The following is a 26,280-nucleotide window of genomic DNA, read 5'->3' as shown; positions in this document are numbered from 1 at the left end:
GTCAGTACTGCTTGCCGACGGCGTCGAGCAGCCGCTCGAGAGTCTCGAACGAAGGCGGCTCGACGGCGTCCACGAGGTCGGCCGGCGCGTGGGCCTGCGCGGCGACGTCGGCGAACAGCTGCGGATTGGTGGTGCGGAAGCCGAACGTCGCGGCGAGCTTCCCCAGCTCGGGATCGGTCGCGAGGAGCTGGCCCACCGTGTCGCCGTCACCTGACAACGGGACGAGCGTGTGCTTCGAATAGACCGTCGGCGCGGTGTAGATCATCCGCATGTCCGGCCGGATCGAGCCGTCGCCGCGCACCACCCGGTCGACGAACTGCGACTCGTAGATCAGGGCCAGCGGCGTCTTCCCCATGCCCGCCGACAGGTAGTCCTCGAACGGCCCTTCGGTGCTGTTCTGCGTGTACCCCTGGTCGAGGAACAGCTTCGCCACCGCCGGCAGCACCTTCGCCTCCTGGTCGGGCGTGCTGACGACGGTGTTCCCGTTGGCCACGAAGGAAACGATCGCCAGGTACATCGCCGCGGAGTTCGACTCACGCGGGTCGGTCGTCGTGACCAGGACGTTCTTGCGCGCCGGGTAGGCGGTGTTACCGGGCAGCTGGTCCCAGCGCGTCCCGGCCTTCGCCAGGTCGAGGTACTTCGCGATGTCGAGGACGTCGTAGTCGCCGGCGCCCTTGTGCACCACGCCGTTCGCCTTCAGCAGCGCGATGATCGGCTCGAAGGACGCGATCGCCATCGGTGACTGGAACGGCGTGTACACCGTCGTCACCTTGCGGTCGCGCTGGATCTTCTGCGCCGCGGGCGAGGACGACGGGAACGCGAACGTGTACTTCCCGAGGTCGACGGTCGTCGCGATCTGCCGCGAGCCCGCGGTGTCGACTTCGACCTTCAAGCCGTGCCGCGCGAAGGCGTCGACGACTCGCTGGTCGGTGAAGAACGCCTGCTTCTCCGACCCGATCACGCCGCGCACCGTCTTGAGCTCCGGCCCGGAGTCGTTGCCCCAGACGATCACGCCCACGACGGCCAGCAGCAGCACCACGGCCAGTCCGATCGACACCCGGCGTTTCACGAGCCACTCCCCTCAGCCGCCTTCGCTCATTTGACGCGGGAGGCGGCCGGTTCGAAGTGAACAGCGGGTGAAGGAACGGTCTCAGGTCACCGGGAACCAGGTCCCGGACGCCCATTCCGTGTCGCCCCAGGCCTTTCGCTCGTCCGGCCGTGGGTCGAGCACCAGATCGGTGTCTTCCCGGAAAACCAGCACCGGGCGCAGTTCGGGGCCGTACGGCGGCCATTCCGGGCCGTCCGCGTCGGCGACGCCGTCGTGCACGAACCGCACCCAGCAGCGGTGGATCAGCAACGCCGCGCGCTCGCGGGCCGGGTTCACGTCGGACGCCTGCGCGAACAGCGGCAGCGGGGTCTTCCACGCCATCGTCGTCTCGGTGCCGTGGCCGCCGTCGAGCTGCTCGGGCACGCCGGGCGCGGCGATGTCGATGCGGTAGCGGTAGACGGGCGCGTGCGCGGACTGCGCGTCGGCGAGGCGCTGCGTCGGGATGCCGTAGCGCTCGTCGCCCATCGCGGCGATCTTCGCGGACTTCAGGTCGGGGACGCGGCGAAGGTACGTCTCGAGAAGCTGCGAAGCGCCTTCGTCGCCGAGGATTCCCGAAAGGACGCCGCTCGCGGGGGCGGTCGCGACGTCGTCGCCGAGCATCAGCGCGTACGTGCTGCCTTCGTTGCTGTTGCAGCCGACCAGGAGCGGGATCCCGGCCGCGCTCCCCCGGCGGATCGGCCCGATCGGCACCTCCGGCAGCACGCGCGGGTGCAGCGTCGGCCGCCAGAGCCACAACGCCTGGAGCCCGCTCAGGATCCGTTCCTGCGCCTCGACGAACTCCTTGGCCGGCAGCGCGCGCAGCGCTTCGACGTCGTGGCAGCCGACCTCGTCGAGCAGCCGCCGGGCCAGTGCGGTGCCGGCGGCCGGCGTCGCGACGTGGTCCGCGCCGCCGCTGCTGCTGATCGCCTGGGCGAACAGGCCCGCACCCAGCGGGCTGCCCATCAGGTTCCCGACGCTCTTCGCGCCCGCCGACACGCCGTAGACGGTGATCCGAGCCGGATCGCCACCGAACGCGGAAATGTTGCGGCGCACCCACTTCAGGGCCTCGATCTGGTCGAGCAGGCCGCACACCCCGGCGTCCGCCTCGGACTCCCCGAAGATGCCGGCGAGGTGCAGGAAGCCGAGCGAGCCGAGGCGGTAGTTGATCGTGACGACGACGATCCCGGCGCGTGCGAACTCCTCGCCGTCACCGAGCTGCTCGCCGTGGCCGACGCGGTACCCGCCGCCGTGCAGCCAGAACAGCACCGGCCGGCCGCCCTCGGGAGCGGGCCCCTCCGGCGTGCAGACGTTGAGGTACAGGCAGTCCTCGTCGCACACCGCGGCCGGGTTCATCGGGTCGGGCGACTGCATCGCGTGCGGCCCGTACTCGGTCGCGACGTGCACGCCACCCGAGAGCTGCGGAGACTCGGGCGCCTTCCACCGCAGCTCGCCGATCGGCGGGCGGGCGTACGGGATCCCGCGCCAGACGCGGACGCCGTCACCCGCCAGCCCCACCAGCGCCCCGAGCTCGGTCGTGACCGTCGGGACGGAAGCCATCAGAGCGAGGCCTGCTCGACCGTCGGCAGGCAGACCTCGAACCGGGTGTTCCCGGGCTCGGACTCGACGCGCAGGTCACCCTGGTGGCGTTCGACGACGATCTTCCACGAGATGTCCAGGCCGAGCCCGGTGCCCTCGCCGACCGGCTTGGTCGTGAAGAACGGCTCGAAGATCCGCTGCTTGATGTCCGCCGGGATGCCCGGGCCGGTGTCGCCGATCTCGACGCGGACCTGCTCGTTCTGGCCCCAGGTGCGCAGCGTCAGCGTGCCCTCGCCCTGCATCGCGCCGAGGGCGTTGTCGATCACGTTCGTCCAGACCTGGTTCAGCTCGGCCGGGTAAGCGGGGATCTTCGGCAGGCTGCGGTCGTACTCCTTGACGACGCGGACGCCGGGGCCGATCTTGCCCGCGAGCATGACGAGCGTCGAGTCGAGGCCGTCGTGGACGTCGACCCACTGGTGCGGCGCCCGGTCCATCTGCGAGTACTGCTTGGCCTTGCCGACCAGCGCGGAGATGCGCGTCGTCGAGTCCTCGATCTCGCCCATCAGCATCTCGGTCTCGAGGGCGTAGGCGAGCCAGCGGACGGCGCCGTCGATGAAGGTGTCGCCGACCTGCTCCAGGACGTGGTCCAGGTCGGCTGTGGTCAGGCCGGCGCGGACGTAGATGTCGGCGAGGTCCCAGCCCTGGTCGATGCCGCGGTCCTCGAACCAGCCGGTGATCTCGTCCTCGCGGTCGGCCTGCTGCATCGCGGACAGCTTCTCGGCCTGCGCGACCTGCTTGACCAGGCGTTCCTGGACGTCGATGAGCTGGTAGAGCAGCTCCGGGTCGATGTCCTTCTTCGCGAGGAAGGCGAGCTTGTGCCGCATCCCGGCGACGCGTTCGCGCAGGGCGGACGTCGCCCGGACAGCGGCCGCGGCCGGGTTGTTCAGCTCGTGGGTGAGGCCGGCCGAGAGCTCGCCCAGCGCCAGGAGCCGGCGACGCGAGCCGATCACGGTGTCGCTGTTGCGCCAGCCGAGGTACATGCCCTCCAGCAGGTGGGTGGCCATCGGGAACCACCGGCGGAACTCGAAGGAGAACTCCTTCGAGGGCAGCGCCAGGAACGTGACGTCGGACAGCGCGCGCACCGTGGCGTTGTACGTGTGCTCGTTCTCCTGGTGCACGAAGAACTGCGTCGCGCCGAAGTAGGCGCCACGCTGGTCGGACCGGTTGGTCTCCACCTCCGTGCCGCTGACCAGCCGCGTCATCCGGATCGCGCCGTTCAGCAGGACGTAGAAGCACGTCGCCTCGCCGCCCTCGCTGATGACGGTCGAGTCGGCTTCGTACTCCTCGACCACGGCGTTGGCGGCGATCCAGTCGAGCTGGTCTTCGGAAAGGTGTTCGAAAAGGAAGAGCCCGCGAAGCTCTTCCCGCGGCAGTGCGCTCATTGTTCCTCCAGGTACCGGTGTACCAGCGTCACGGCCATCGCGCCCTCGCCGACCGCGGACGCCACCCGCTTGACCGACTGCGACCGCACGTCACCGGCCACGAAGACGCCGGGGATCGACGACTCGAGGTAGTGCGGATCACGGTCGAGCGACCAGCCGGCCGGCCGCTGGCCGTTCGCCGTCAGGTCCGGGCCCGTGCACACGAAGCCGTACTCGTCGCGGTGGATGCCCTCGCCGAGCCAGTCGGTGCGCGGGGCGGCGCCGATGAAGATGAAGAGGTGGCCGCTCTCGACCGTCTCGGTGACGCCGTTCTCGCACAGCGTGAGCCGCTCGAGGTGGTCGTCGCCGTGGGCCTGCTTGACCGTGGTGTGCGTGCGGACGTGGATGTTCTCGATGCCGGCGATCTGCTCGATCAGGTAGTGCGACATCGACGACTCCAGCGACGCGCCGCGCACCAGGATCGTCACGTCGCTGGCGTGCCGGGAGAAGAACACCGCGGCCTGCCCCGCGGAGTTCGCGCCGCCGACGATGTAGACGTGCTCACCCTTGCATTCGGGCGCCTCGGTGGCGGCCGAGCCGTAGTAGACGCCGCGGCCGCTCAGCTCCTCGATGCCCTCGGCGTCCAGCGCGCGGTAGGTGACGCCGCTGGCGAGGATCACCGAGTGCGCGGCGATCTCGCTGCCGTCGCCGAAGGTGACGACCCGCGACGAGCCGCGGGCTTCGAGGCCGACGACGTCGCGCGCGGTCAGCACCTCGGCACCGAACTTCTGCGCCTGGCGCCGCGCCCGGTCGGTCAGCTGCGCGCCGGAGACGCCGTCGGGGAAGCCGAGGTAGTTCTCGATGCGCGAACTGGTGCCGGCCTGGCCGCCGGTGGCCTTCTTCTCGACGAGGACCGTGCGCAGGCCCTCGGACGCGCCGTAGACCGCGGCGCCGAGGCCGGCCGGGCCGCCGCCGATGACGACGAGGTCGTAGAACTCCTGCGCCGGGCGGGTCGACAACCCGACGGCGTCGGCGATCTCGCTGCCCTTCGGCTGCTTGAGCACCTTTCCGTCCGGTGTGACGACCACGGGGATGTCGGCCGTAGTGGCCTCCGCTGCCTGCAGGATCCGGCAGCCTTCGTCGTCTTCGACGGAGAACCAGCGGTACGGGACGGCGTTGCGGGCGAGGAAGTCGCGCAGCTCGAAGGACGGCTGGCTGTACCGGTGGCCGATGAGCTTGACCTCTTCGACCGGCTTGTCGCCGACCGCCTTCCAGGTCTCGACCAGCGCGTCGATCACCGGGTAGAGCTTCTCCTCCGGCGGGTCCCACGGCTTGAGCAGGTAGTGGTCGACGTCGACGACGTTGATCGCCTGGATCGCGGCGTCGGTGTCGGCGTAGGCGGTCAGCAGGGCGCGGCGGGCGTGCGGGAACAGGTCCATCGCCTTCTCGAGGAAGGCGATCCCGTCCATCTGCGGCATCCGGTAGTCGGCGAGGATCGCGGCCACGGCGTCGCCGCGCAGCTTGATCTCGCGCAGGGCGTCGAGGGCGTCCGCGCCGGAGTCGGCGCGGATGACGCGGTAGTCCTTGCCGTAGCGGCGCCGCAGGTCACGGGCGACCGAGCGGGACACGGCGGGATCGTCGTCGACGGTCATCAGGATCGGCTGGCTCACGAGATGCAGCCTACGGCGCCGGGTGGTCCGCTGGGGAGGACCGCCTTTTCGGGACCTGGACCCGCTCCAGGTCCTGGGCCACCACGATCTCGCCGTCGAACTCGGCTTTCGCTTCGTCCAGGAAGCGCGCGGAGTCGGGGTCGCGCTGGGAGAAGTGGGTCAGCACGAGCTGCCGGACGCCGGACTCGGCGGCGACGCGGGCCGCCTGCTGCGCGGTCAGGTGCCCGAAGTCACGGGCCAGGTGGGTGTCCTCGGCGAGGAAGGTCGACTCGATCACGAGCATGTCGGCGTGTTCGGCCAGGGCGTACACGCCGTCGCACAGGCGGGTGTCCATGACGAACGCGAACCGCTGGCCGGGCCGGTGGGTGCTGACGTCTTCGAGGCTGACGTTCCCGAGCCGGCCCTCGCGCTGGAGCTTGCCGACGTCGGGGCCTTCGATGCCGTGTTCCCGCAGTTTTCCGGGGAGCATGGTGCGGCCGTCCGGCTCGACCAGGCGGTAGCCGAACGCCTCGACCGGGTGACTCAGGCGCCGCGCCTCGAGGGTGAGCTTCCCGGTCGCGATCGGGCCGTCTTCGGTGATCGGGTGTTCGCGCAGGTCAGCCGTCTCGTAGAACGCCGTCGCGTGCCGTAGCCGCTCGAAGTAGTGCGCGCCGGAGGCCGGGAAGTGGGCGTGGACGGGGTGCTTGACCTTGTCCAGCGACAGCCGCTGGATCACCCCCGGCAGGCCGAGGCTGTGGTCGCCGTGGAAGTGCGTGACGCAGATCCGCGTGACGTCCGTGGCGGCGACGCCCGCCCGCAGCATCTGGCGCTGGGTGCCTTCGCCGGGGTCGAAGAGGAGGCCCTCGCCGTCCCACCTCAGCAGGTAGCCGTTCTGGTTTCGGTGGCGCGTGGGCACCTGGGAAGCGGTGCCCAGCACCACCAGTTCGCGGGTCGACACTCCCGCACGCTACTCACGCGGCGGGGGCGGTGTCCCCCAGTTTGCGCAGCCGGAAGGCCAGCACCAGCAGCATGATCCCGTAGAGCAGCGCGTAGATGCCGACGAGCAGCGCGATGCCGAACGCGCCGGCGATCGGGTTGATCACGATGAGGACGCCCGCGATCACCGAGAGCGCGCCCGCGGCGATGAGGAACGCCTCGCCCTGGATCTGCTTCCGGAGCCGGATCGCGGCGGCGATCTCCGCGACGCCGGTGACGATCGCCCACAGGCCGACCAGCAGGGCCAGGAGCAGGACCGTGATGCCGGGCCAGACCAGGACCAGGACCCCGGCGATGATGCCGAGCGCGCCGAGGATCCCGTAGGCGGCGCGGTGGCCGGGGTCGCCCGGGCGGAAAGCCTGCATCAGGCCGCCGACGCCGTCGACGATCGCGTAGACGCCGTACAGGATCGCCAGGACGAGCACCGTGGCGCCCGGCCAGATCAGTGCGAAGAGCCCGAAGAGCACGGCGAACACGCCGCGGACGGCGGCGATCGGCCACGCCTTGCGGGGTTCGACGACGGAGAACGCTGCGAAGGAGGTCATGAGCCGCTCCTCGGGTGTCGGGACACCCAGTATCGCGGCAAAACGCCTGGTTGGCGCGATTCACCACCCGTTCGGGCCACATCGTCCTTTGTGGCCGGACACATAGGACCGGCGTGCGCCGCGGCCGCCACCACGGCGCACGCCGGTTGCTCAGGGGTAGCTGACCAGGTTGACCGGCTTGGTGCCGGTCGGGGTCGTGTCACCGGTGTTGTTGATGACGTGCGTGATCGTGCCCTGGTAGTTGAGCGACACGGTCACCATGTCGTGGAACTTCACGCCCGGGGTGTTCGGCGCCTCGAAGGCGTGGGCGCTGGCGACCGAGGGGTTGGTGCTGAAGTAGCAGTAGCTGCCCAGCCCCCACGCCTCGTGGCTGGTGACGTTCGGGCCCACCTTGTAGGCGGAGTAGCCCTTGGTCGACCCGTTCATCCAGCCCGCCTGGTTCGGCACGTCGTAGGGCATCTCGTTCTGGAAGAAGTACGTCCGGCCGCCGTTGCCGTTCCAGACGACCTGCGTCTTCTGGTAGTGCTCGACGAACAGGCCGTACATCGTCACGTTGTTGCCGTTGACGGTGAGCCCGGTGTCCGCGGTGTTGGTGCCCCAGCCGACGTTGTTGCCGTTGTCGGCGTGGTCGGCGCGCCAGATCCACATGTGGTCGCCGATCACGTTGCTGCTGTTCACCACCAGGCTGTTCGTCGCCTTGCCGACGGCCGGGCCGCCGATCCGGAAGAACACGTCGTGCAGCGACGTCGGGTCGGCTTCGTGGTTCGCCGCCGAGCCGGCCTGGCCGACCTGCATCAGCGTGTTCGAATTGGTCGTGCCGGCGTCGATCAGCAGGCCGGCGACCTTGACGCCGTCGACGTCGTCGACGTTCATCGCGGTGACGCCGCCGTCCGGCACCAGCGTGGCGATGCCGAGCCCGAGCACGACGGTGTCCGGCCGGGTGACGTGCAGCGCCTGGTTGAGGTGGTAGACACTCGGCGTGACCAGCAGGTTCTTGCCCGCGGCGAGCGCGGCGTTCATGTCCGCGGCGGTGGCGCCGGGCTTGGCGATGTAGAACTGGTCGAGCGAGATCGAGCTGCCGGGCGCGGTGCCGTTCGCCCAGCTCGTGCCGGACGCGTTGGTCTTCACGCCGGGGACGAAGACCTGGTAGTTGCCGGCGTTGTCGATGTAGAGGAACGGCTTCTCGCGCGTGACCGGCGTCGTGTTGACGGTCGTGTACGGCGGCGAGGGGAACGTGTTCTGCGGGGCACCCTGGACGCCGGCGAAGACCATGTTCCAGTTCGAGCCGTTCCAGCTGCCGAACTGCGAGTTGCGCGAGATCCACTGCTGCTGCGAACCGGAGCGGACCTGGCCGTCGATCTTGGAGTCGGAGATCCAGCCGCCGCTGGCCCAGCCGCCGTCGTCGAGCTGCAGGTCGCCGCGGACGTGCATGCGGCGGTACGGCGCAGCCTGGCTCACGGCCCAGCGGTCGGCGCCGCCGGTCGGGTTGACCGAGAGGTTCTCGGCGCCGCGCCAGAAGTTCTGCGTCGCGTTCTGCGGTGGGAACCAGTCGGCCTCGACGTGCACGGCGCCGTTGATCGTCACGGCGTCGGGGCTCAGGCCGAGGCCCAGCACCTGCGTGTAGAAGCCGACGTTGACGTCGTTGGCGTACGTGCCGGGCTTGAACATCACGGCGTAGCGCTGGCTGCCGAACTGGTTGCGTTCCTGCTGGCTGAAGATGCTGTTGAGCCGGCTCTGGATGCTGGAGCCGGACATCGACGGGTCGAAGATCACCACGTTCGGACCGAAGTCCGGCTGCCCGGGCTGCGTCGTGTTCACGGGGTTCAGGATGAACGACTGGGCGGTGGTGCCGTTGCAGGAGTACTGCTGAAGCTGGACGGAGTCGGCGGCGGAGGCGCCAGGGACGTCGAGGCACTTCCCGCTGTTGCGGCTGACGAAGTGGTAGCGGCCGTTGCCCTCGTCGACGGCCTGCCACTGCTGGTTGGCGCCGTTCGAGTAGGTCCAGAGCTGCACGAGGCCACCATCGGCGGTGGAGACGTTGCTGACGTCCCAGGCGGCGGCCGGGTTGGTGCGGGCGTTCACCCGGAAGTAGCCGTCGCCGGTGGACTGGAACTGCCACTCCTGCGAGGCGGTCTGGTTGCAGGAGTACTGCTGCACGACGGTGCCGTTGGCGGTCCCGGCGGCCCGGGCATCAACGCACTTCCCGCTGTTGACGGCGGCCACGGTGTACCACCCGTCCGGAGTGACCGCGGCGTGCGCCTGACTGGTGGTCAACATGCCCGCGACCAGGGCGGATGCCGCGGAGAGCAGCACCATCACCCGCCGTCTCGTCTTCATCGAAACCTCCTCTGCCGCACTCGGCGGCGTCCGTAGAGCAGGAAACGGCAGAGGCATGCCCGGTCCAGGAGGTAGACGCGGCGTAACGGGCGGGGACCTCGGCGTCACAACCGCCGAAAATGTAACGGCGGCCACACCGGGAGTCAATACACGACTAAAAATAAGGTGTAAAAGTGCAGGTCAACGCCCCACTGAGCGGGACGACTCCGTAGAGCCACCCCTCTGCGGGGGCGATCTGGGGGTCGTGTAACGTATGGACACACGAGATGCGGAGTACACCTTCGCTCCGGGGCTATGGCGCAGCTGGTAGCGCACCTCACTGGCAGTGAGGGGGTCAGGGGTTCGAGTCCCCTTAGCTCCACTCTCTTGCAGAACCCCTTTGATCAGGTCGTGTCGGCCGGTCGGAGGGGCTTCTTCGTGTCCTGGGCCGATCTTGCATGGTCCGCTTTGACCGGTGCGCCGGCGTCCCTGCTGGAGCGTTTCTGGAGCACCTCGCTCGTGAACGGTGCCGCTGACGCTGTCCCCTCCCAACCGCGATAGGGCAGCCGAAAATGTCATCCGGCACGTCTCGCGAATGTTGCCGGACGTCCCCCGGGTGGGTGTTCGCGATCTGCACCCCTCGTCACGAATGGCGGAGGTGCAGGTTTCACCGGCGACCGGGGCGCCGGAGGATGCCACCAGGGGTTACGGCGTTCCGGGCTCGCTTAGGGGCGAGCCCGGCGCACAGTCCGCCTTGCGCCCACGGCGACGCGCACTCGTTCGCGGGCGCGTTCGACGCCGTAACAGCCGAGAGCGCCGGCTCGACATCGGCACTGCGGCACCCCGCCGCGACCTGGGACGGCGGCAGCTTTCCTCCCCCGAGACTGCCGTCGTCCCAGGCCTTTCCGTCATCTCTGCCGGCAGCCGGGTCGTCGAGTATTCACGGTGCCCACCCGGTCCTCGCTCGCTATTTTCCGTTTTCCGGACAGATTCTCGACAATTTCGATGGGCGCGGCATCATGACTACGCCGCGTGATATGCGACCGTGACCTTTTGGTGTAACGGGTTCCGGCAGATGAGCGACTTCAGCACTGCTCGATCGACCATGGCGAATGTCGGAATCGGAGTCGGATATGAAGGTGCGGGAAACCGGAAAACGCCGATTGGTGCGTCTTCTGGTTGGTGCCGTGGGTTTGTCGACATTGTGGCTTCCGGTGTCGGGAAGTGCGTCCGGTCAAGAGCAGGATTCGGCGCTGCCCGCGCTTCAAGTGGTGGTGCTGGTCGATGAGTCCGGCAGTCTCGGCGAACCCGATGTGGCCCGCGAGAAGGAAGCGGCCCGGACGATCGTGTACAGCGCACTCGCTCCAGGTTCGGTCATTTCGGTGGTCGGCTTCGGGAGCTCGAACGGCCCTGGACAGAGTGCGGTGCAGGTGGCTTGCCCGCCGACGGCTCTCGACTCCGCCCAGCAACGCGACTCGCTCGCCGGCTGCATCGGTGGCTTGCACCGGCGGGCTCCCGCCGAAGGCGACGGCACCGACCACGCGACCGCGCTGCAGCAGGCTCTCGGTTTCGTCGGGGCCGCAAAGCCGGAGAAAAAGCTGATCTTCTTGCTGACCGACGGCAAGCTCGATGTTTCGGACAGTCCGGCCTGGGGTGACACCCCGGCACGCCGCAATGGCGCTGCGGCCGCGAAGGTCCAGGAAACCTTGAATGACCTCGACCGCGCCGGCGCCCAGGTGTGGCCGCTGGGATTCGGCAAAGTCGACAACGCGGCCCTGCACGGATTCGCGAAGGGCAAGAGCTGCACGCCCAGCGTCGCGGATCCCCACGAACAGGTGACGCCGAGTTCGGCCGAACTGACCGCCGCGGTGCAAGAGGCGTTCAGTTCCGCGAGCTGCGTCAAATACGGTCCGCTGGACACCGGCAACGTGCCGAAAGGCGGATCCGTCGAACTGACCGTCGAAATTCCGCCGGTGGCGGGCGACGCCTCGATCCTGGTCTACAAACGGGACCCGCGGGTGCAGGTGGAATACCTGCCGCCCAGCGGCACGACGCCGGCACCCCGCGCGGGCGGTTCCCGTTTCGAATTCGCCGGTCAGAACACGGAGACCGAGGCACTGCGCATCACCGATCCCGAACCCGGCCGCTGGACGGTGCGGCTGTCGTCCGCGGACGTGCCCGCCCAGGACGTGGCGGCGACCGTCGCTTACCAGGCCACCGTCAAGGCGTACCTCACGGTCAACCCGCCGCAGCCGGCCGCCGGGCAGCCGGTCGACGTCACCATGCAGGTGTGGGCGAGGAACCGCGCGGTCACCGACGCCGGAACACTGCAGGGCCTCACCTTCAAGACGGTGGTGACCGGGGCGTCCGGCCGGCCACTGGGCGACGTCACGCTGTCCGACCCCGACCGGGACGGGACCTTCACCGGACAGGTCGGCCTGCCCGCCGACGCGACGGGCGCCTTGACCTTCACCGGCACGGTCACCGGGGTGGGCATCGGCGGGGACACCCGGGTGCTCTCGACGAGCGTCCAGAACGGCCCGGCCCCGGTCCAGGCGCAGATCCTGTTCGACACCAACACCGCCGCCGTCAACCCGGGCGGGACGGTCACCGGCACGATCGCGATGACGAACAACTCCGGCAGGCCGGTGCCCGCGCGGCTGGAGATCGCGTCCCCGACCGCGGGGGCCAGCATCAGCGTCGAGCCCGGCTCGGCGGTGGTGCCCGTCGGCGTCACGACGATCCCGTTCACGCTGCGGTTCGGAGCGGACACCGTCGAGGGGTCCAACGCCGCGACCCTGAGGGTGGTGACCGACGGCGCGGCGCCGGTGACCGTTGCCGAGCGGTTGTTCGCGACGGACGTCGAGCCGGAGCCGACCATCCTCGAGAAGCTCTTCTGGGTGTGGGTCGCACTCGGCATCGTGCTGGCCGGCCTGCTGGTGTTCGCGGTCATGAAGGTCCGGGCGCGGCGGTCGGCCGGCCAAGTGCGGGATCTGCAGGTGCAACTCCTGAAGGGTGACACCGAGATCTCGGCGATCGAGCCGCAGGACGGCGCGGCGGCGGAGTTCGCGTTCGTCATCTACCAGGACTTCCCGGCGCGGCAGCTGAACCCGGCCGGACCGGGCGACGCGGAGGTCTACCGCGTCCGCCGAGCCGGTCCGAACGTCCGGCTGGCGCCGCCGCGGGGAGAGCCCGTCGTGCTGACTCCCGGCCAGCGTCACGAACTCGGCGACGAGCACGTGCTCGTGGTCCTGGACCAGCGGGTCAGCGGAGTGGTGGGCAGCCCGGTCGTGGACAGCGGCTTCAGCCCGTTCGGCGGAGCGAGCACGACGGGCGGGATGCCGCCGTCGGACACCCGGAGCTATGCCGATCCGTTCGCCGATCCGGCGGGCCCCGGCGTCCCCGCGCCCGTGTCGTCGGCGTCGGGCGGGTTCGCCGGCCCAGGCGGCCACGACGCCGCCACCGGTGGGGACCCGTTCTCCGACCAGCCGTTCGGTGGTGTTCCGCCGGCCGGGGGCGGCTCGTACCACGATCCCAGCAACCCGTTCGCGACCGACTAGGAGCGCGAGGAATGGCAAGCCCGTGGAACGCCTTCGGCGCGAGGCGATCGAACTCCGCCGCCCAGGTGCGCCCTGCGGACGGCGAGACGCGGCCGATGTGGTTGAGCGCCTCCGGGTTCGTGCTCGCGCTGGTCGTGTCGATCGGCGGATCCGCGACCGTCCTGTTCGGCTTCCGGCTGCCCGTTTTCCTGACGCTGCCGCTCATGATCGGCTGGGTGGTCGGCCAGAGCGCCCTCAACTCGTGGACCATCGAGGTCAAGGCCGGTGACCCCGGCCGGTGGCGGCTTCCGGGCAGGCGAACCGTGTTCACGGTGCTCGAAGGGGTGGTCGTCGCGGCCGCTGCGGTGTTCTGGTTCATCGGCGGCATGGGCACTTCGGTACCGGCCTCCGGAGCAGCGGCGGCGAGCGATCTCCAGCAGCTGCGGGACGAACGCGCCGATCTGCAGTCCGTTCTCGCCCGGCCGATCCCGGACTCCGCGGGGGACCCCGAGGCCGTGCGGCTCGACCGGCAGGTCACGGCGACCGGGAGCGAGCTGCAGCGCGCCGATCACGACGTGCTGTGCGAGCTCGACGGCACCTGCGGTACCAGGGTGGCCGGCCGTGGTCTCGCCTACTACAAGAAGGTCGAGTACCGGGACGGTGTGAAGCGAGATCTGGACAAAGTCTCGGCGCAGCTGGAGGCCAGGAAGGCGGAGGTGACCCGCGAAGCCGGCCTGGTGCGTTCGGAGCAGGGCACGGCCAGGACGCGGGTGACCGAGATCGACCGCCGGCTGGCCGCCGCGACCCCGCCCCGTGATCAGCCCGCCGGCGCGGCGGTGGACCGGTTCTTCAACGACCGGGGTACGTCGTTCCTCGTGCTCTACGTCGGCGTCTTCGCCGGATTCTTCGTGGTGGACTGGATTCTCCTCGCGCTGCTCCTGCGCTTCGGCCACCGCCGGCTCAAGCAGTGGGACCTGGACTTCGGGACGGCTGCCGGTTCGGTCAAGCGGGGAACTCCTTGGCACCGGTACGTCGAGAGCCGCAACGGAGCCGCGGCCGAACCGGAGGACGAGGCGCGGTGACGGTCGACGAGCAGGCGTTCCAGGACTTGCGCGCCGCGGTGGAGCAGTTCCACACGTCGGTGAACGCGGAGTGGCGCGCACCCAAGGACAAGACGGTGCAAAGTGCGATCGACGACGCCAAGCTGATCGCCGAATTCGTGGTCTGCCACGTCCTGAAGGACGGCGCCGGCCACGTGATCGAGGGGCGGCTCCGGTCGGACCCGGGCTTCGGCGAATCGATCGGGACGATCCAGCGGTCGTTCGAGGAGTTCCGGAGCTGCCTGCTCGCGGTCGGCAAGGCGGGCCCGGACCGGCAGCGCAAGGTGCTGGACCGGCTGGCGGAGCAGGCCCGGAAGCTGCGGACGGTGGCGGAGTCCACTGTGGATCTCTTCGCCGAGATGCTGGACGACCCGCTCGTCAAGGACAAGGAGGACCCGGCCAACCGCGCCGTCGCCAAGGCGGCAGTGGCCGAGATCCGCCGGCAGCTCAAGGCGCGGTGGCTCCTCGACGAGACGGCGCACGCACTGGACGTGGCAAGGGAAGCGGCCGGCGCCGTCGGCGCCACGAGCGTGGGACGGCACTACTCGGACCACGCCGACGAAGAGGCGCGGAAAGCGGACCGGCTGCGCGTGGCGGTCGTCGCGCTCCTGGTCACCGTGGCCGCGGGGTTCATCGTGCTCAACTTCCTCAGCACCGAGTTCACCCTCGGCTCCGAAGTCCTCCGGCTCTCCGCGACGGTCCCGCTCGCCGCGCTGGCCGCGTACCTCATGCGCGAGTCGTCGAGACACCGTGCTTCGGCGCGGTGGGCGGGTGAACTCGCCATCGCGATGCATTCGCTGACCGCCTACATCCAGCCCCTCGGCGCCGAGGGCCTGGAACTGCGCCGGGCGCTGGGGATGCGGGCGTTCGCGGCGACGTCGAACCGTGACGCGGGCGGTGATCCAGGGCTCTACGAAGACCTCATGTCCGCGGTGGACGCCTTGGCCAAGGTCGAGCAGCTGCTGGAGCGCGTTCGCGGCGTGAAGAAACCGCCGGAGGAGGACTCGTGAACAGGACCGGCCGGGCACGCGGAGGAGCCACTCCCGAGCGTGCAGGGGCGCCGAAGACATCCGCCGGTCGTGCCGTCGACCGGCCCGTTGAACAGGGGAACACACGATGAGGATCTACCAGCCGATGATGTTCGTCGGGCTCGGCGGAACCGGCTGCAAGGTCGGTGCGGAGCTCGAGAAGCGCTTGCGCGAGGAACTGTGCGGTCCGGACGGCACCCGCTTGCTCGGCGACGTCCAGAACCCGAACTTCCTCCCGTACCAGCTGCCGTCGTGCCTGCAGTTCGTGTACGCCGACCTCAGCACCAACGAACTGCAGCGCGTGCGCCGGGAGGTCGTGCCGGGCCGCGAGCACGATCCCGCCGCGCAGAAGACCATGCACCTCATCACCGATCTCGTGCCCGCCCGCCTCGCCAACTCGGCCGATGTGGCGCAGAGCCTGCGGATCAACACCGACGAAGAGACCATCAGCTGGCTCCCGGCCAAGGAGAGCGACCCGCGGATCGGCCCGCTGGTCCGCGGGGCCGGTCAGCTGCCGACGGTCGGTCGGGGCGTGCTGTTCGAGACGATCCGCCGCAACCCGGACACCGCCCTGCTCGGGGTCAAGCAGGCCATCGCCGACATCAACGAATCGGCCGGGGACCTGTTCGTCGTGAGTGGCAAGCGCACGCAGCGGGTCGACACCGTCACCGTGTTCGTCGTGTTCTCGGTCGCCGGCGGGACCGGCAGCGGAATCTACTACGACTACCTGCACTTGATCGGCGACCTGATGCAGCGGGGCGGGAAGCAAGCCGAGATCTATCCGCTCGTCCTCATGCCGTCGGCGTTCGACGACGGTCAGGGAGGCGGCAGGCCCGCGGAGCTGAACGCCGGCTCCGCGCTGGTGGACCTGTTCCGCCTGATCGACGACCAGAACGCCCAGGGGTCGCCGGACGAACTGGACGCGCACGGAACCCATGGTGCCGTCGCCGTGCGGTATCCCCAGCTGGAACAGGTCCAGCTGCTGCCGAACACGATCCAGACCGCGTTCCTCTTCGGGCGCCCGGTCGGCGGGGTCCGCCGCGACGACCTCAACCGGTCGATGGTCTCGCTGATGACGTCGCTGGTCGGAGCGGGACCGACCGAGCAGGGCGACGAGGACGAAGGGGCCAACCGGCCGTACCAGAGCTTTGCCGACGGGTTCATCAACAGCAAGGTGGACCGCCACGCCACCGCGGAGACGGGAGTGGGCCGGCGTGGGGTGACGACCAGCGCGGTGGCCGCGCTCACCACCCCCTTGCTGGAGCTCACCGAAGCCGTCAGCTCGCACCTGCTCGCCAACGCGGTCAACGAGCTGCTCGTCCCACCCGGTGCCGCCGAGTCGAACCGAAGCCACATCCGCCAGTTCGTCACCGCTTCGGGCCTGGACCGGATCCTCGAGGCCAGCCCGGCGCGCATCCCGCCGCAGGGCAGCCCGGTGGGGTACGGACCGGTCCTCGCCGCGTTGACCGAGCGGGCGAACGCCATGGGCGTCAACATCGAACGCGGCCCGGACACGCTCGCCGGCCCGGTCGCGACGCTGGCCCAGAGCTTCATGCCGGCGAAGGCCGCCGAAGTGCTGTTGCGCGACCTCGACCTGTTCCGGCTCCAGCGGGCCGTGTTCGGCCACCGCGACCTGACCGACCCGCTCGACCGCAGCGGGTTCCGTTCCCTGCTCGAAAACTGGTGTTCGCCGCCACCCGCGCCGCCCGGGCTCCACGCGGCCGCCCCGCCGCTGCCGCAGAACCTGCCGAGGAAGCTCACCCAGCGGCTCCGGATCGCCGACGAGCCGGTGCAGGCCGTCATCCGGCAGCAGGACATCTGGTACGCCTGGCAGACCCGGCGGATCTGGAACGCGGCGTGGAACGAGAGCCGGCGGATGTGGACGCGCCCGTGGCAGGCCTTCGTGGAGGAGTTCAGCGCGATCCACGAACGGTTCGTCGCCTACGCGCGCAACGAGCCCCGCTCCTTCGACCAGCGGGCCAAGGACCTCTACAAGCCCCGGGTCGGCGTCGCCTACCTCCTGCCACCCGAAGACCACGGTCTCGAGGGTTTCTACGAGTCTGTTCTCGACCGGCTGAAGGAGGAATACAGCCAGCACCTCGGGCCGAACGCGCACGAAGGCGATCTGCTGAACCTCCTGCTCGGACAGGACGGCTGGGCCGCGGCCTACGCCAAGGGCAGGCAGGAGCCCGAGGACGCGGTCGCCTACGTCCGCCAGCGGATCAAGGAAGCGGTGTCCGAACAGCTGCGGCCGTCCGATCGGACCCGTCCCGCGCTGGTCCCGCGCATGGAGGACCTGCTCGCCAACGCGGTGCGGCGCCGGGACGACAGCCTCACCGAGGCCGATCTCGACCGGTTCCGGCAGAAGCTGGCCGAACTGGTCCCAGGAGGGTTCGCCCCCGACGGGAACGCGCCGCTCAAGGCGCTGTTCACCTATCCGGCGGCGCAGGAGAACCACGACATCGAGCGGTTCCTGCGCCGGGAGGTCTCGCTGCCGATCGACATGATCGGCGAGCCCGAGTTCCGGGCCGTCCAGGCGGACGCCATCGTCGTCGTGCTGAACCGCAGCTCCATGGGGGTGACCGAGGTGCCCGAGCTGCGTCGCGTCGTCAAGCTGTGGGCGGAAGCGCAGCACCGGCCGCATCCCCAGGACAGCCTTCCGTGGCGTCGTCGCCTGAGCCAGGACGCGGGGTACCTCCTGATCGGCGAGCAGGACCGCGCCCACGTCCTGCACCGCCTGCTGTGCGCGGCCTGGGACGGGAAGGTCATCGTGTCCGGCGACCTCGCCAGCCCCAAGTCCATCACGGTCGAGCTGGGAAGTCGCGAGTCGGTGGCGATGAAGCTGGAACTGAGCGCGCTGGGCGCGCTCTCGTCGTGGGCCAGTGTCCTGCAGGCCTACGAAAACTGGATCCTGACCGACGACAACCCCACCCGGCGCAGCCTCGCGGCTCGGCTGATGTCCTCCGTGCCGCTCGATGCCGGCCGGGCGCCGATGCCGCCGGCGGCGGAGTTCACCACGCTGGTCGACCTCGCCGAGTCCGAACTGCTGAAGGTGAAGCAGGCCGAACAGAACCGGGTGCTCCAGAAGGATCCGCAGCTGGCGGTGGTGCAGCAGTTCTGGTCCCGTTCCCTGCCTGCCGCACTGCGGCTGCAGGTCGGTGCGACGACGAAGAGCCTGGTGGATCTGCGCGAGCAGATCGAGATCACCCACGGCCTGGGGGAATGAGGAATCCCGGATGGACATGACGGAAGTGGTTCTGGTCGACCTGCGCGCGGGCGAGCGCTGTCCCTTCGAGCCCGCGGGCCGGATCCTGGTGCTCGACGACGCGGACGCGCTCGTCGAGCACGCGGAAACCTACCTGGCGCTCACCGGCGAAGAAATGGTGACCGGGATCGTGTGCGTGGTCGTCGGGGAAAGCACGGCCACCGGAGGTCCGCACGACGGTGCGGTGCTGGACGTGCCGGCCGCGCTGACGTACGCCGCGATCCTGTGGGCCGGGGACACCCGGGGGGTCGAGTGGGCACCGGGCAGCGAGGCACCGCGCCCGGCCGCGGCCGGGACGGATTCGCTCGACAGCCTCATCGCGGCGCTGCGCGTCCCCGAGGTCTTCGACCAGGTGGTCGCCGCAGCCGAGCGGACCGGCCCGGCGACCAGTCCCGGAGTGCGGGTCGTCCCGGTAGGGCCGTCCGGGCGGGAACTCGCGGAGGCCCGGGACGCCGTGGTCCGCGGGCTCGGGGTGCTCGAGCCGGCGGCGTCCCCGGCCGGGGTGCCGGACCTGCGAGGTGTGGGCGGCGAGCGCCTGCCCGAGCGAGGAGTGCTGACCGATCCGGTGCGGGCCGCGGGGACCGAAGCCGCCCGCTGGGTGCGCCGGACCAGTGAGCTGGCCGTCCGGCTGGGTACGGCACAGGCGGTTTTCGGCGCCCAGCGTCCCACGGCCCGGCTGGGTGAGCACTTCGCGCGGGCGAGTGCGGCCGCCGAGAACTACCGCCTGTACCTCACCGAGGTGCTCAACCGCGTCGACGGCCACCTCGAGACCGGGCATCCCCTGGTCGACGACGTCCTCGAACTCGGTGTACCCGCACCGGTGGAGGCGAACGGCCGGGCGGTCGTGACGGCGTTGCGCGATCACGTCGACCGCCGCATCGGAGCCGGGGCGTCGCTGCCGGGGTTGGCCCTGGAGCTGCGGATGGCCGCCGCCGCGGCGGCACCGCAGGGGTGCGCGGCCACGTTGGACAAGGTGCGCAACCACCCCGTGCTGGCGCTGGCCATGCCCCCGTTCAGCAGGTGGCCGTTGTCCTTGGCGGCGATTCCCTGGATTTTCGTCAGCTGCCTGGCCCTCACCGTCCTGCTTGGTCCGGGCCCGACCGGCTGGGTGGCCGGCGGGTTGCTGGCCGCCGGCTGGTTCGGCGCCGGCTGGCTGCTCCTGAGCCGCAGTCCCGTGCCCACGGGCGAGCGAGGGTTCCCGGCCACGGCGTTGCCTGCCTTGCTGGGCTACGCGATCGCGGCCGTCGCCGGGGTGGGTGCCCGGCTCGCCGGCGAAGTGGCGGCACTTTCCACGCTGGTGCCCCGGTTGGTGGCGCAGTCGGTGAGCCTCGTGGTCGTCGTCCTCAGTGCGTGTGTCGTCGTTCTCAGCTGGCGCTCGGCTGTGCGCCGCTGGCAGGCAGCGGTGCCCGCGGCGGCCTTGCTCGAGACGATGTCCGGGCTGACCGGACTGACCGAGGAAGCCGTCGGCCGGGAATGGGTGCCGATGCGACGGCACAGCGCGATCGCCACGGCGGCGACCGAAGTGGCGGTGAGCCTCGAAGAGGTCGCCCAGGAGCTGGAACGGTCCCGGGAGCGGCTTTTTGCGGTGGTGTCGGACGACTCCGGCGGCGAAGCGCGGCACTCGGTGCCACCCGAGCTGTACGACGTCGTCCGGGGCGACCTGGCCGACCTGGCCGTGGCGGCCTTGGAACCCGTGTGGCCGGCCACCGAAAGCGGACGGGACGTCACGCCGGGAGTGCTCTCGAAGGGACTCGATCGCCTGCTGCACCGGTACGACACCCACGTGCGGCAGCGAGGGCTGCTCGCGGCGCCGGAATTCGGCCGCGACCGGCGGCCGCGGGACGCGCTCACGGCACGGGTCTGGGCGGAGTCGGCGGAGTCCCCGGCCGTTCTGCGCACCGGCGCCGATGCCGTCCTGATGCAGCTGTGCCGCAGTGCCCAGCTCCGGTTCCTCCGCACGGTGAACGACCCGGAGCTGATCCGCTTCGCGCCCGCCCAGCTGCGGCGGGTGCTGGAGGAACAGGGAAATGCCCGGCCGGTCACGACGGACCCCCGGATCATCTGGAGTGAAAGCGGTGAGGTGGTGGGGGCACTCCGGCTGTTGCCGTTGCGACCCGAGTCCGTCCGGAAGTCATGGGGAGGTGTGTCCTGAATGGACGGCAACGAGGAGACCGTGCGGTGCCGCGACGTCACCGGACGGTTGCGGGAAATCCGCCTGACGTTCGGAAGTGACTTCGTCTCCCCCGGATCGGTGCTGAGCCAGCAGCTCGTGAAGGCGAACGAGCAGCTGTACGTCCGGAAGTTCGTGTCGCCGGGCGACGGCAGCCGGCACCCGCGTCTCTACCAGGTGCTCGACAACGAAGTGCGTGCCGGGACACGGATCGCGCAGGTGTTCGCCGATCGCCACCCGGCGGAGCTGCCCCAGCTGGTCGCCTACAACATGGACACGGAAGAACCGTTCGTGCTCCTGCGCGCCTACCTCGGCGATCCGGCGGCGGCGAGCGTCAAGCGCTTCGACGACGCCGCGAGACGGCAGTTCCAGATCGGATTGCTGCGGGCGCTGCACCTCACCGGCGTCGCCGGTGTCGTGCACGGCGCGGTGGGCATCAACACCGTGCGCTGGTCCGACGGGCAGGTGCAGCTCGTCGACTTCGAATCGGCCGGACGAGCCGGCGAGCCGCGCGTCGTCGGCGGCACGGCACCGGTCCGGTCACCCGAGCAGGCCGCCGGCGTGGGCGTGGCCGACGTGCGGGACGACCTCTGGGCCGCCGGCCAGCTGATCCGGTCCCTGCACTTCACGACGTCGAGCGACGCCGTCCCGCTGGATCGCGGCCGTGATCCGGAGCGGCTCCGCGTGCTCCTGGACGACGTCTTCGACAAACCCCTCGAACTGCGTCCGCATGCCGCGGAACTGCTGCAGAAACTGCATGCGCCGGCGCCTTCGGTGCCCACGACGAGCCCGGACGAGGCGTTTCGCGAGGGACGGCTGATCTTCGACCGCATCAGCACCGACCGGCGTGGGGCACCCGGCCCGGTGGCGGTGCGGCCGCCCGGCTCCGTTTCGAAGGCAGCCTTGCTGTTCCTGGCGGCCGTTGTCCTGGCGGCCGGCGTGATCGCCGGATTGGCGGTGTTCCTGTGACGAACCCCGATCAGCGAATCTCCGGGCGACGGGTGCGGTGCCCGATCTGCGCCGACGAATTCTTCTGGCCGGACGAGCCGACCGTCTCGCTGCATAACGCCGAGCACGATCGCTACGAACTGGTCGACATCTCGGCGTTGTCGCCCGCCAAGCAGGCCGACCTCGCCCGCCGGGGCTACCGCGAGTGCCCGAACCCGTCCGGCGACACGTCGCGGCACTTCCTGCCCGCCACCTACGCGAACTATGCGGATCCGCTCGTGGTGGGCCTGGTCGGCGCCTCGACGTCGGGCAAGACGCATCTGCTCACCGCGATGATCCGCCAGGCGTACACCGGCGGGCTGCGGCCCTACCGGATCACCGCGGCGGCGCTCGACTTCCGCAGGCACGCGCACTTCCGGGAGAACTACATCGAGCGGTTCGAGCGAGGAGGCGCGTTGCCGGCGACCAAGACCGGCATCATCGACGCGGCGGACATCCTGCTCCTCCGGGGCCCGGGCGGGGAACGTCCGGTGACGTTCTTCGACGTCGCCGGCGAAGACCTCGAAAGCCCCGAGGCCCGCAACCGGGCGTCGCGGTTCCTGGTCGGGGCCGACGCGGTGATCTTCGTGCACGCGTCCGACGACCCGCTGGAAACCCGGCGCCCGGCCGCGGCGAGCGAGAACAAGTCCTTCGACCTCGCCATCGAGCGGCTGCAGGGAATCGACGGCAGTGGTGCCCTGCCCGCCACGATCGCCGTCACCAAGTCCGACCGGCTGCGCTACCAGCCGCCGGCGGACCGGTGGCTGCGGAGGGGCGACGAGCAAGTGCTGGACGCCGCGAGGATCCGCGACGAGAGCCGCGACGTCTACGCCTACCTGCACCACATCGGGGCCGGGGCGTCACTCCGGCCGTTCGAGTCGTTCGCGCGCACCACGATGCACTTCGTTTCGGCGAGCGGCGGGGACGCCGTCGGCGAAGCGATGGACAAGTGGTTCCCGCGGGGCGTCCGCCCGACCCGGGTGCTCGAGCCCCTGGTCTCGATATTGGCGATGACCGGGGTCATCCCCGGGGTGGAGGCGGAGAAGGTGGGCAAACCATGACCGGCACGCGGACCCAGTTCCAGGTCGAACAGGCCGTTTTCGGGTGGTCGAACGAGAGACCCGGTGTGCAGCTGCTCGGCTATTCGTTCGCTTCCGAGCAGGAGGCGCAGAAGTGGAAGATCCGGCTGATCGACCACGTGCGGATGCTGCCGATCGGCAACGCCCCGGTGCCCGACACGGCCTGGTCCTACTTCCGGTTCGACGGCGGCACCGCGGCGCTTCTGTACCGCACGGTGTCGTCGGCTCATTCGACCGGGCGCAACAATTCGCGGGCGTTGATCGGTATGTCGGGCTCGCTCACCACGTCCGTCGCGCTCGGCTTCGCGCTCAAAGGCTTCCTGGGCGGCGGAGAGCAATCGGTGCGCGACGGTGCCCGGCTCATCGTCGACCCGGAAACCTGCGGCGTTTCCGAGGACCCCCGTGAATACGCTCAGGCTTGGTGGACCAACGTCGCGGCGATCCTCGCGCGGATGCTGGACGAACCGGGGCGCCCGGTGAGCATCATCGGCTGCCGGGACGACTGCCGGCTGATGATGATCGTCGTCCTGCGTGCCGTCGTGGAGGACCAGCGCCTCGCCCGGCACGGGCACCTGCCGTTCGATTCCTTCTCGACCTACGAGGACACGCACGACACGAGTGTCGTGGACCTTCCCGATCTCGTCTTCCTCAGCAAGCGGCCCTCGGGTCCCGGCGTGGTCGAGCGCGTCGTCGTCGACCTGGAGAACGACACCGGCGAGGGACCGAACCTGGACGAAGCGACCCGGATCCTCGACCGGTTCGTCAAGCGGCAGCCGGCGCTCGACTCGGTGCCGGCCGGCAGGGCCGCGGCCGGCGCCCCGGCCGGGTACGACAGCGGAACACCCTGGGAGAGCCACGAAGATGGGCATGCGAACGGCTACAGCACGCGCTCGGGCGGCGAGGTGCGAGTGACGAACCGCCGACAGGAACCCGCGACGCAGCACACCACCGCACTGCGGAACGCCGAATCGCTCGAGAAGTTCACCACCGAACTCGGGCGGTTGCGCTCCCTGTGCCAATCGAAGCAGATCCGCCAGCAGGTGCGCGGTGAACTGGACGTACGGGCGCTCGACACGCTGGCCGGCATCGTCGAAACCGACCTCGTCCGGCAGCTCGGCTCGCAGGTCCTGGAGACCGCTTACGGGAAATCCCTGTCGGACGTCGACGACGGAACGGCGCTGAAGCACGCGGCCGAGTACCTGCGGCGGGGCCAGTCCGAAGTGCTCGCCCACCTCCTGGGACGGGCAGTGGAGAAACGCAGCCCGAATGACGCACGCGACGCCGGCTTCGAGCGATGGCGGAACGACGATCCGTTCGTGGCGCCGAACCGCCGGCGCCGGATGGCCCCGCTGGTCCAGCGCGCGAAGCGGGCCCGATACCTGCCGCTGATCTCGGTGGTCGCCGTCGTCGCGCTGCTGGCGGTGGTGTTCCTGCTCGGAGTCCTCGCGGGTCGTTCACCCGCCACCGAGCAGTCCGCTGCCCCGGCGGCCGTCCCCTCGACGGTCCCGGTGCCCACCCAGCCGGCGGTGGCGGAGCCGGTCAGCAAGTCCGTCGCCGGCGCGGTACCGGCCGGGTACCGGGTGTTCTCCTTCTACAAGGCGGATGAGCTGTACTACCCGCAGTCGCCGTGCGAAAAGGCGCAGGGCGGGACGTGGCTGTGCCGATGGGACACGCCGCCGGCGATCCCGGCGGCGGTGCCGGTCGCGGTGCCGGTTCCGCCCGGTCAGGTGCCGGGACTGATTGACCAGGCCGCCGGGCACATCGGAGTCCGCCGCGTCGCGGATTGGGGGCTCGAGCTGAACGATGCCTGAGCTCCGTGCCGTGGTCGGTTACGGGTGGGCGGCGGCGCGTTTCGGGATCGAAGATCTTTGTGGCACAACCGGTCAGGAACCGCCCGAACCGGACTTCCAGCGCGCCGCAACGGGGTTGATCCTTGTGGCGGGTCGGACCTACTCTTCAGCGTCGATGACCTGCCGAGGAGGACCCATGCGTGGTGCCAACCGTTGCCGTGGTCACTTGGTGATCCTCTCCTGCGCGCTCTCCGCCGGTCTGCTCGCCGTGGCGAGTCCGGCAGCCGATGCGGCGACCGCGCCGCGGTACTCGCCCGGTGCGGCGGGCGCCGGGGATCCGTACTTCCCCGATATGGGCAACGGTGGCTACGACGTCGGGCACTACGACATCCGGCTGGCCTTCGATCCCGCGTCCCAGGCCATCGATGCCACCACGACGATTCTCGCCACGGCCACTCAGGACCTCTCGCGCTTCGACCTGGATTTTCAGGGGCCGCTGACGATCAGCCGGCTTTCCGTGAACGGCCAGAACGCCGCCTTCACCCGCAGTGGTGCCCAGGAGCTGGTGATCACTCCGCCGCGCGGGCTGCGCCGGGGCAGCACCTTCGTCGTTTCGGTGAGCTACGGCGGCGTTCCGCAGAAGATCGACGACCCCGCGCTGGGGCTCTCCGGCTGGGTCACCACCGAGGACGGCGCCGTTGCGCTCAACCAGCCGATCGGCGCCGCGACCTACTACCCGGTCAACGACACCACCGACGACAAGGCGACCTACACCCAGACCATCACCGTGCCGACCGGGCTCACCGTGCTGGCCAACGGCGAACCCGGGCCCACCACCACGCACGGTCGCCAGACCACCTTCCGCTGGACCATGAACCGGCCGATGGCCAGCGAGCTGAGCATGCTCGCGATCGGCCGCTACGACGTCACCCGCGGCGTGGCGGCCGGCGGCCTGCCGAACATCACCGCGATCGGCAAGTCGATCGACACCAAACCCGGTCAGGGCAAGGTGTTCAACCAGACCACGGCGCAGATCATCCAATGGGAATCCTCGATGTACGGGCAGTATCCGTTCGACTCGACCGGCGGCATCATCGCCGACGTCGGCGTCGACTACGCCCTCGAAACGCAGAGCCGGCCGGTCTACGACCAGAGCACCAGCGACGTCGACGGCGACCTGCTCGCCCACGAGCTCGGCCACCAGTGGTTCGGCGACAGCCTCACCCCGGTGCACTGGTCGGACATCTGGCTCAACGAAGGCTTCGCGACCTATTCGGAATGGCTCTACCAGGAGAAGTTCAACAACGTCCCGGTGCAGCAGACCTTCGCGAAGGCCTACGCCGACGAGAAGGACTGGAGCGGCAAAGTCGCCGACCCCGGACGTGACCACATCTTCGACGATCTGGTCTACAACCGCGGCGCGATGGCCCTGCAGGCGCTGCGCACGAAGATCGGCGACCGCGCCTTCTTCCGCGTGCTCACGCTGTGGCCGACGGCCAACCGGTACGGCAACGTCTCGACGCGGCAGTTCATCCAGTTCGTCGAGCGGCTGACCAACCGCAACCTCGACTCGTTCTTCCACACCTGGCTCTACCAGCCGGGCAAGCCGACGCTCTGACGAGCGGTCGCGCGAACGCGACAAGAGGTGATCGAAATTCGTCAGTCCTCCTGTCGACTGAGATCGCCGCGACCGCCCGCCGATTCCCCCTGTCCGACGCGGCGCCTACCCCGAACACTTGCTGCACGTGCATCAGCACGAGCTGATGCGAGCG

16 protein-coding genes and 1 tRNA gene are annotated in these 26,280 nt (G+C 69.9%); 10 read left to right on the top strand and 7 right to left on the bottom strand.

Annotated features, from left to right (window positions below; all coding sequences use genetic code 11):
• Position 1 precedes the first annotated feature (1 nt).
• The 7 genes from QSK39_RS51885 to QSK39_RS51855 form a co-directional block, all read right to left on the bottom strand.
• Positions 2-1,069, bottom strand: coding sequence for a hypothetical protein (locus tag QSK39_RS51885; RefSeq protein ID WP_285485246.1), 1,068 nt, complete (start codon positions 1,067-1,069; stop codon positions 2-4).
• An 81-nt stretch (positions 1,070-1,150) separates the two neighbouring features.
• Positions 1,151-2,644, bottom strand: a complete 1,494-nt coding sequence (locus QSK39_RS51880; RefSeq protein ID WP_285485245.1) for a carboxylesterase/lipase family protein — start codon at positions 2,642-2,644, stop codon at positions 1,151-1,153.
• The gene (locus tag QSK39_RS51875) at positions 2,644-4,065 is read right to left on the bottom strand and encodes an ATP-binding protein (protein ID WP_285485244.1); all 1,422 of its coding nucleotides are present in this window, start codon (positions 4,063-4,065) and stop codon (positions 2,644-2,646) included. Before QSK39_RS51875 ends, QSK39_RS51880 begins: the two co-directional genes overlap by 1 nt.
• Positions 4,062-5,714 carry a response regulator gene (locus tag QSK39_RS51870; protein ID WP_285485243.1) on the bottom strand — a complete coding sequence of 551 codons (1,653 nt, stop codon included), beginning with the start codon at positions 5,712-5,714 and terminating at the stop codon, positions 4,062-4,064. The genes QSK39_RS51875 and QSK39_RS51870 overlap by 4 nt, the downstream gene beginning before the upstream one ends.
• A 10-nt stretch (positions 5,715-5,724) precedes the next feature.
• The gene (locus QSK39_RS51865) at positions 5,725-6,651 is read right to left on the bottom strand and encodes a ribonuclease Z (protein WP_285485242.1); all 927 of its coding nucleotides are present in this window, start codon (positions 6,649-6,651) and stop codon (positions 5,725-5,727) included.
• A gap of 13 nt (positions 6,652-6,664) precedes the next feature.
• The gene (locus QSK39_RS51860) at positions 6,665-7,234 is read right to left on the bottom strand and encodes an HdeD family acid-resistance protein (RefSeq protein ID WP_285485241.1); all 570 of its coding nucleotides are present in this window, start codon (positions 7,232-7,234) and stop codon (positions 6,665-6,667) included.
• 150 nt (positions 7,235-7,384) lie between these two features.
• Entirely contained in the window at positions 7,385-9,571 is a 2,187-nt protein-coding gene (locus QSK39_RS51855) for an RICIN domain-containing protein (protein ID WP_285485240.1), read from the bottom strand.
• A gap of 288 nt (positions 9,572-9,859) precedes the next feature.
• Here QSK39_RS51855 and QSK39_RS51850 point away from each other — a divergent pair.
• The 10 genes from QSK39_RS51850 (at position 9,860) to QSK39_RS51805 (ending at position 26,126) form a co-directional block, all read left to right on the top strand.
• Positions 9,860-9,932, top strand: a tRNA-Ala gene (locus QSK39_RS51850).
• Positions 9,933-10,764: 832 nt separating this feature from the next.
• Positions 10,765-13,110 carry a vWA domain-containing protein gene (locus QSK39_RS51845; RefSeq protein WP_285485239.1) on the top strand — a complete coding sequence of 782 codons (2,346 nt, stop codon included), beginning with the start codon at positions 10,765-10,767 and terminating at the stop codon, positions 13,108-13,110.
• Positions 13,111-13,121: 11 nt separating this feature from the next.
• Complete coding sequence (locus QSK39_RS51840; protein WP_285485238.1) at positions 13,122-14,171, top strand: DUF4407 domain-containing protein; 1,050 nt, start codon at positions 13,122-13,124, stop codon at positions 14,169-14,171.
• Positions 14,168-15,199 carry a hypothetical protein gene (locus tag QSK39_RS51835; RefSeq protein WP_285485237.1) on the top strand — a complete coding sequence of 344 codons (1,032 nt, stop codon included), beginning with the start codon at positions 14,168-14,170 and terminating at the stop codon, positions 15,197-15,199. The genes QSK39_RS51840 and QSK39_RS51835 overlap by 4 nt, the downstream gene beginning before the upstream one ends.
• A gap of 106 nt (positions 15,200-15,305) precedes the next feature.
• Positions 15,306-18,443 carry a tubulin-like doman-containing protein gene (locus tag QSK39_RS51830; RefSeq protein ID WP_285485236.1) on the top strand — a complete coding sequence of 1,046 codons (3,138 nt, stop codon included), beginning with the start codon at positions 15,306-15,308 and terminating at the stop codon, positions 18,441-18,443.
• Between the two features lie 10 nt (positions 18,444-18,453).
• On the top strand, positions 18,454-20,634 hold the full coding sequence (locus tag QSK39_RS51825; RefSeq protein WP_285485235.1) for a hypothetical protein: 2,181 nt from the start codon (positions 18,454-18,456) through the stop codon (positions 20,632-20,634).
• The gene (locus QSK39_RS51820) at positions 20,635-21,621 is read left to right on the top strand and encodes a serine/threonine-protein kinase (RefSeq protein WP_285485234.1); all 987 of its coding nucleotides are present in this window, start codon (positions 20,635-20,637) and stop codon (positions 21,619-21,621) included. It begins immediately after the preceding gene.
• On the top strand, positions 21,618-22,700 hold the full coding sequence (locus QSK39_RS51815; RefSeq protein ID WP_285485233.1) for a GTPase domain-containing protein: 1,083 nt from the start codon (positions 21,618-21,620) through the stop codon (positions 22,698-22,700). The genes QSK39_RS51820 and QSK39_RS51815 overlap by 4 nt, the downstream gene beginning before the upstream one ends.
• On the top strand, positions 22,697-24,529 hold the full coding sequence (locus tag QSK39_RS51810; protein WP_285485232.1) for a hypothetical protein: 1,833 nt from the start codon (positions 22,697-22,699) through the stop codon (positions 24,527-24,529). The genes QSK39_RS51815 and QSK39_RS51810 overlap by 4 nt, the downstream gene beginning before the upstream one ends.
• Positions 24,530-24,704: 175 nt before the next feature.
• Positions 24,705-26,126, top strand: coding sequence for a M1 family metallopeptidase (locus QSK39_RS51805; protein ID WP_285485231.1), 1,422 nt, complete (start codon positions 24,705-24,707; stop codon positions 26,124-26,126).
• Positions 26,127-26,280 lie beyond the last annotated feature (154 nt).

Origin of the sequence: Amycolatopsis sp. NBRC 101858 (assembly GCF_030269325.1) — a bacterium.
GTDB classification, from domain to species: domain Bacteria; phylum Actinomycetota; class Actinomycetes; order Mycobacteriales; family Pseudonocardiaceae; genus Amycolatopsis; species Amycolatopsis ponsaeliensis.
This window is presented reverse-complemented; position numbering and strand designations above follow the sequence as displayed.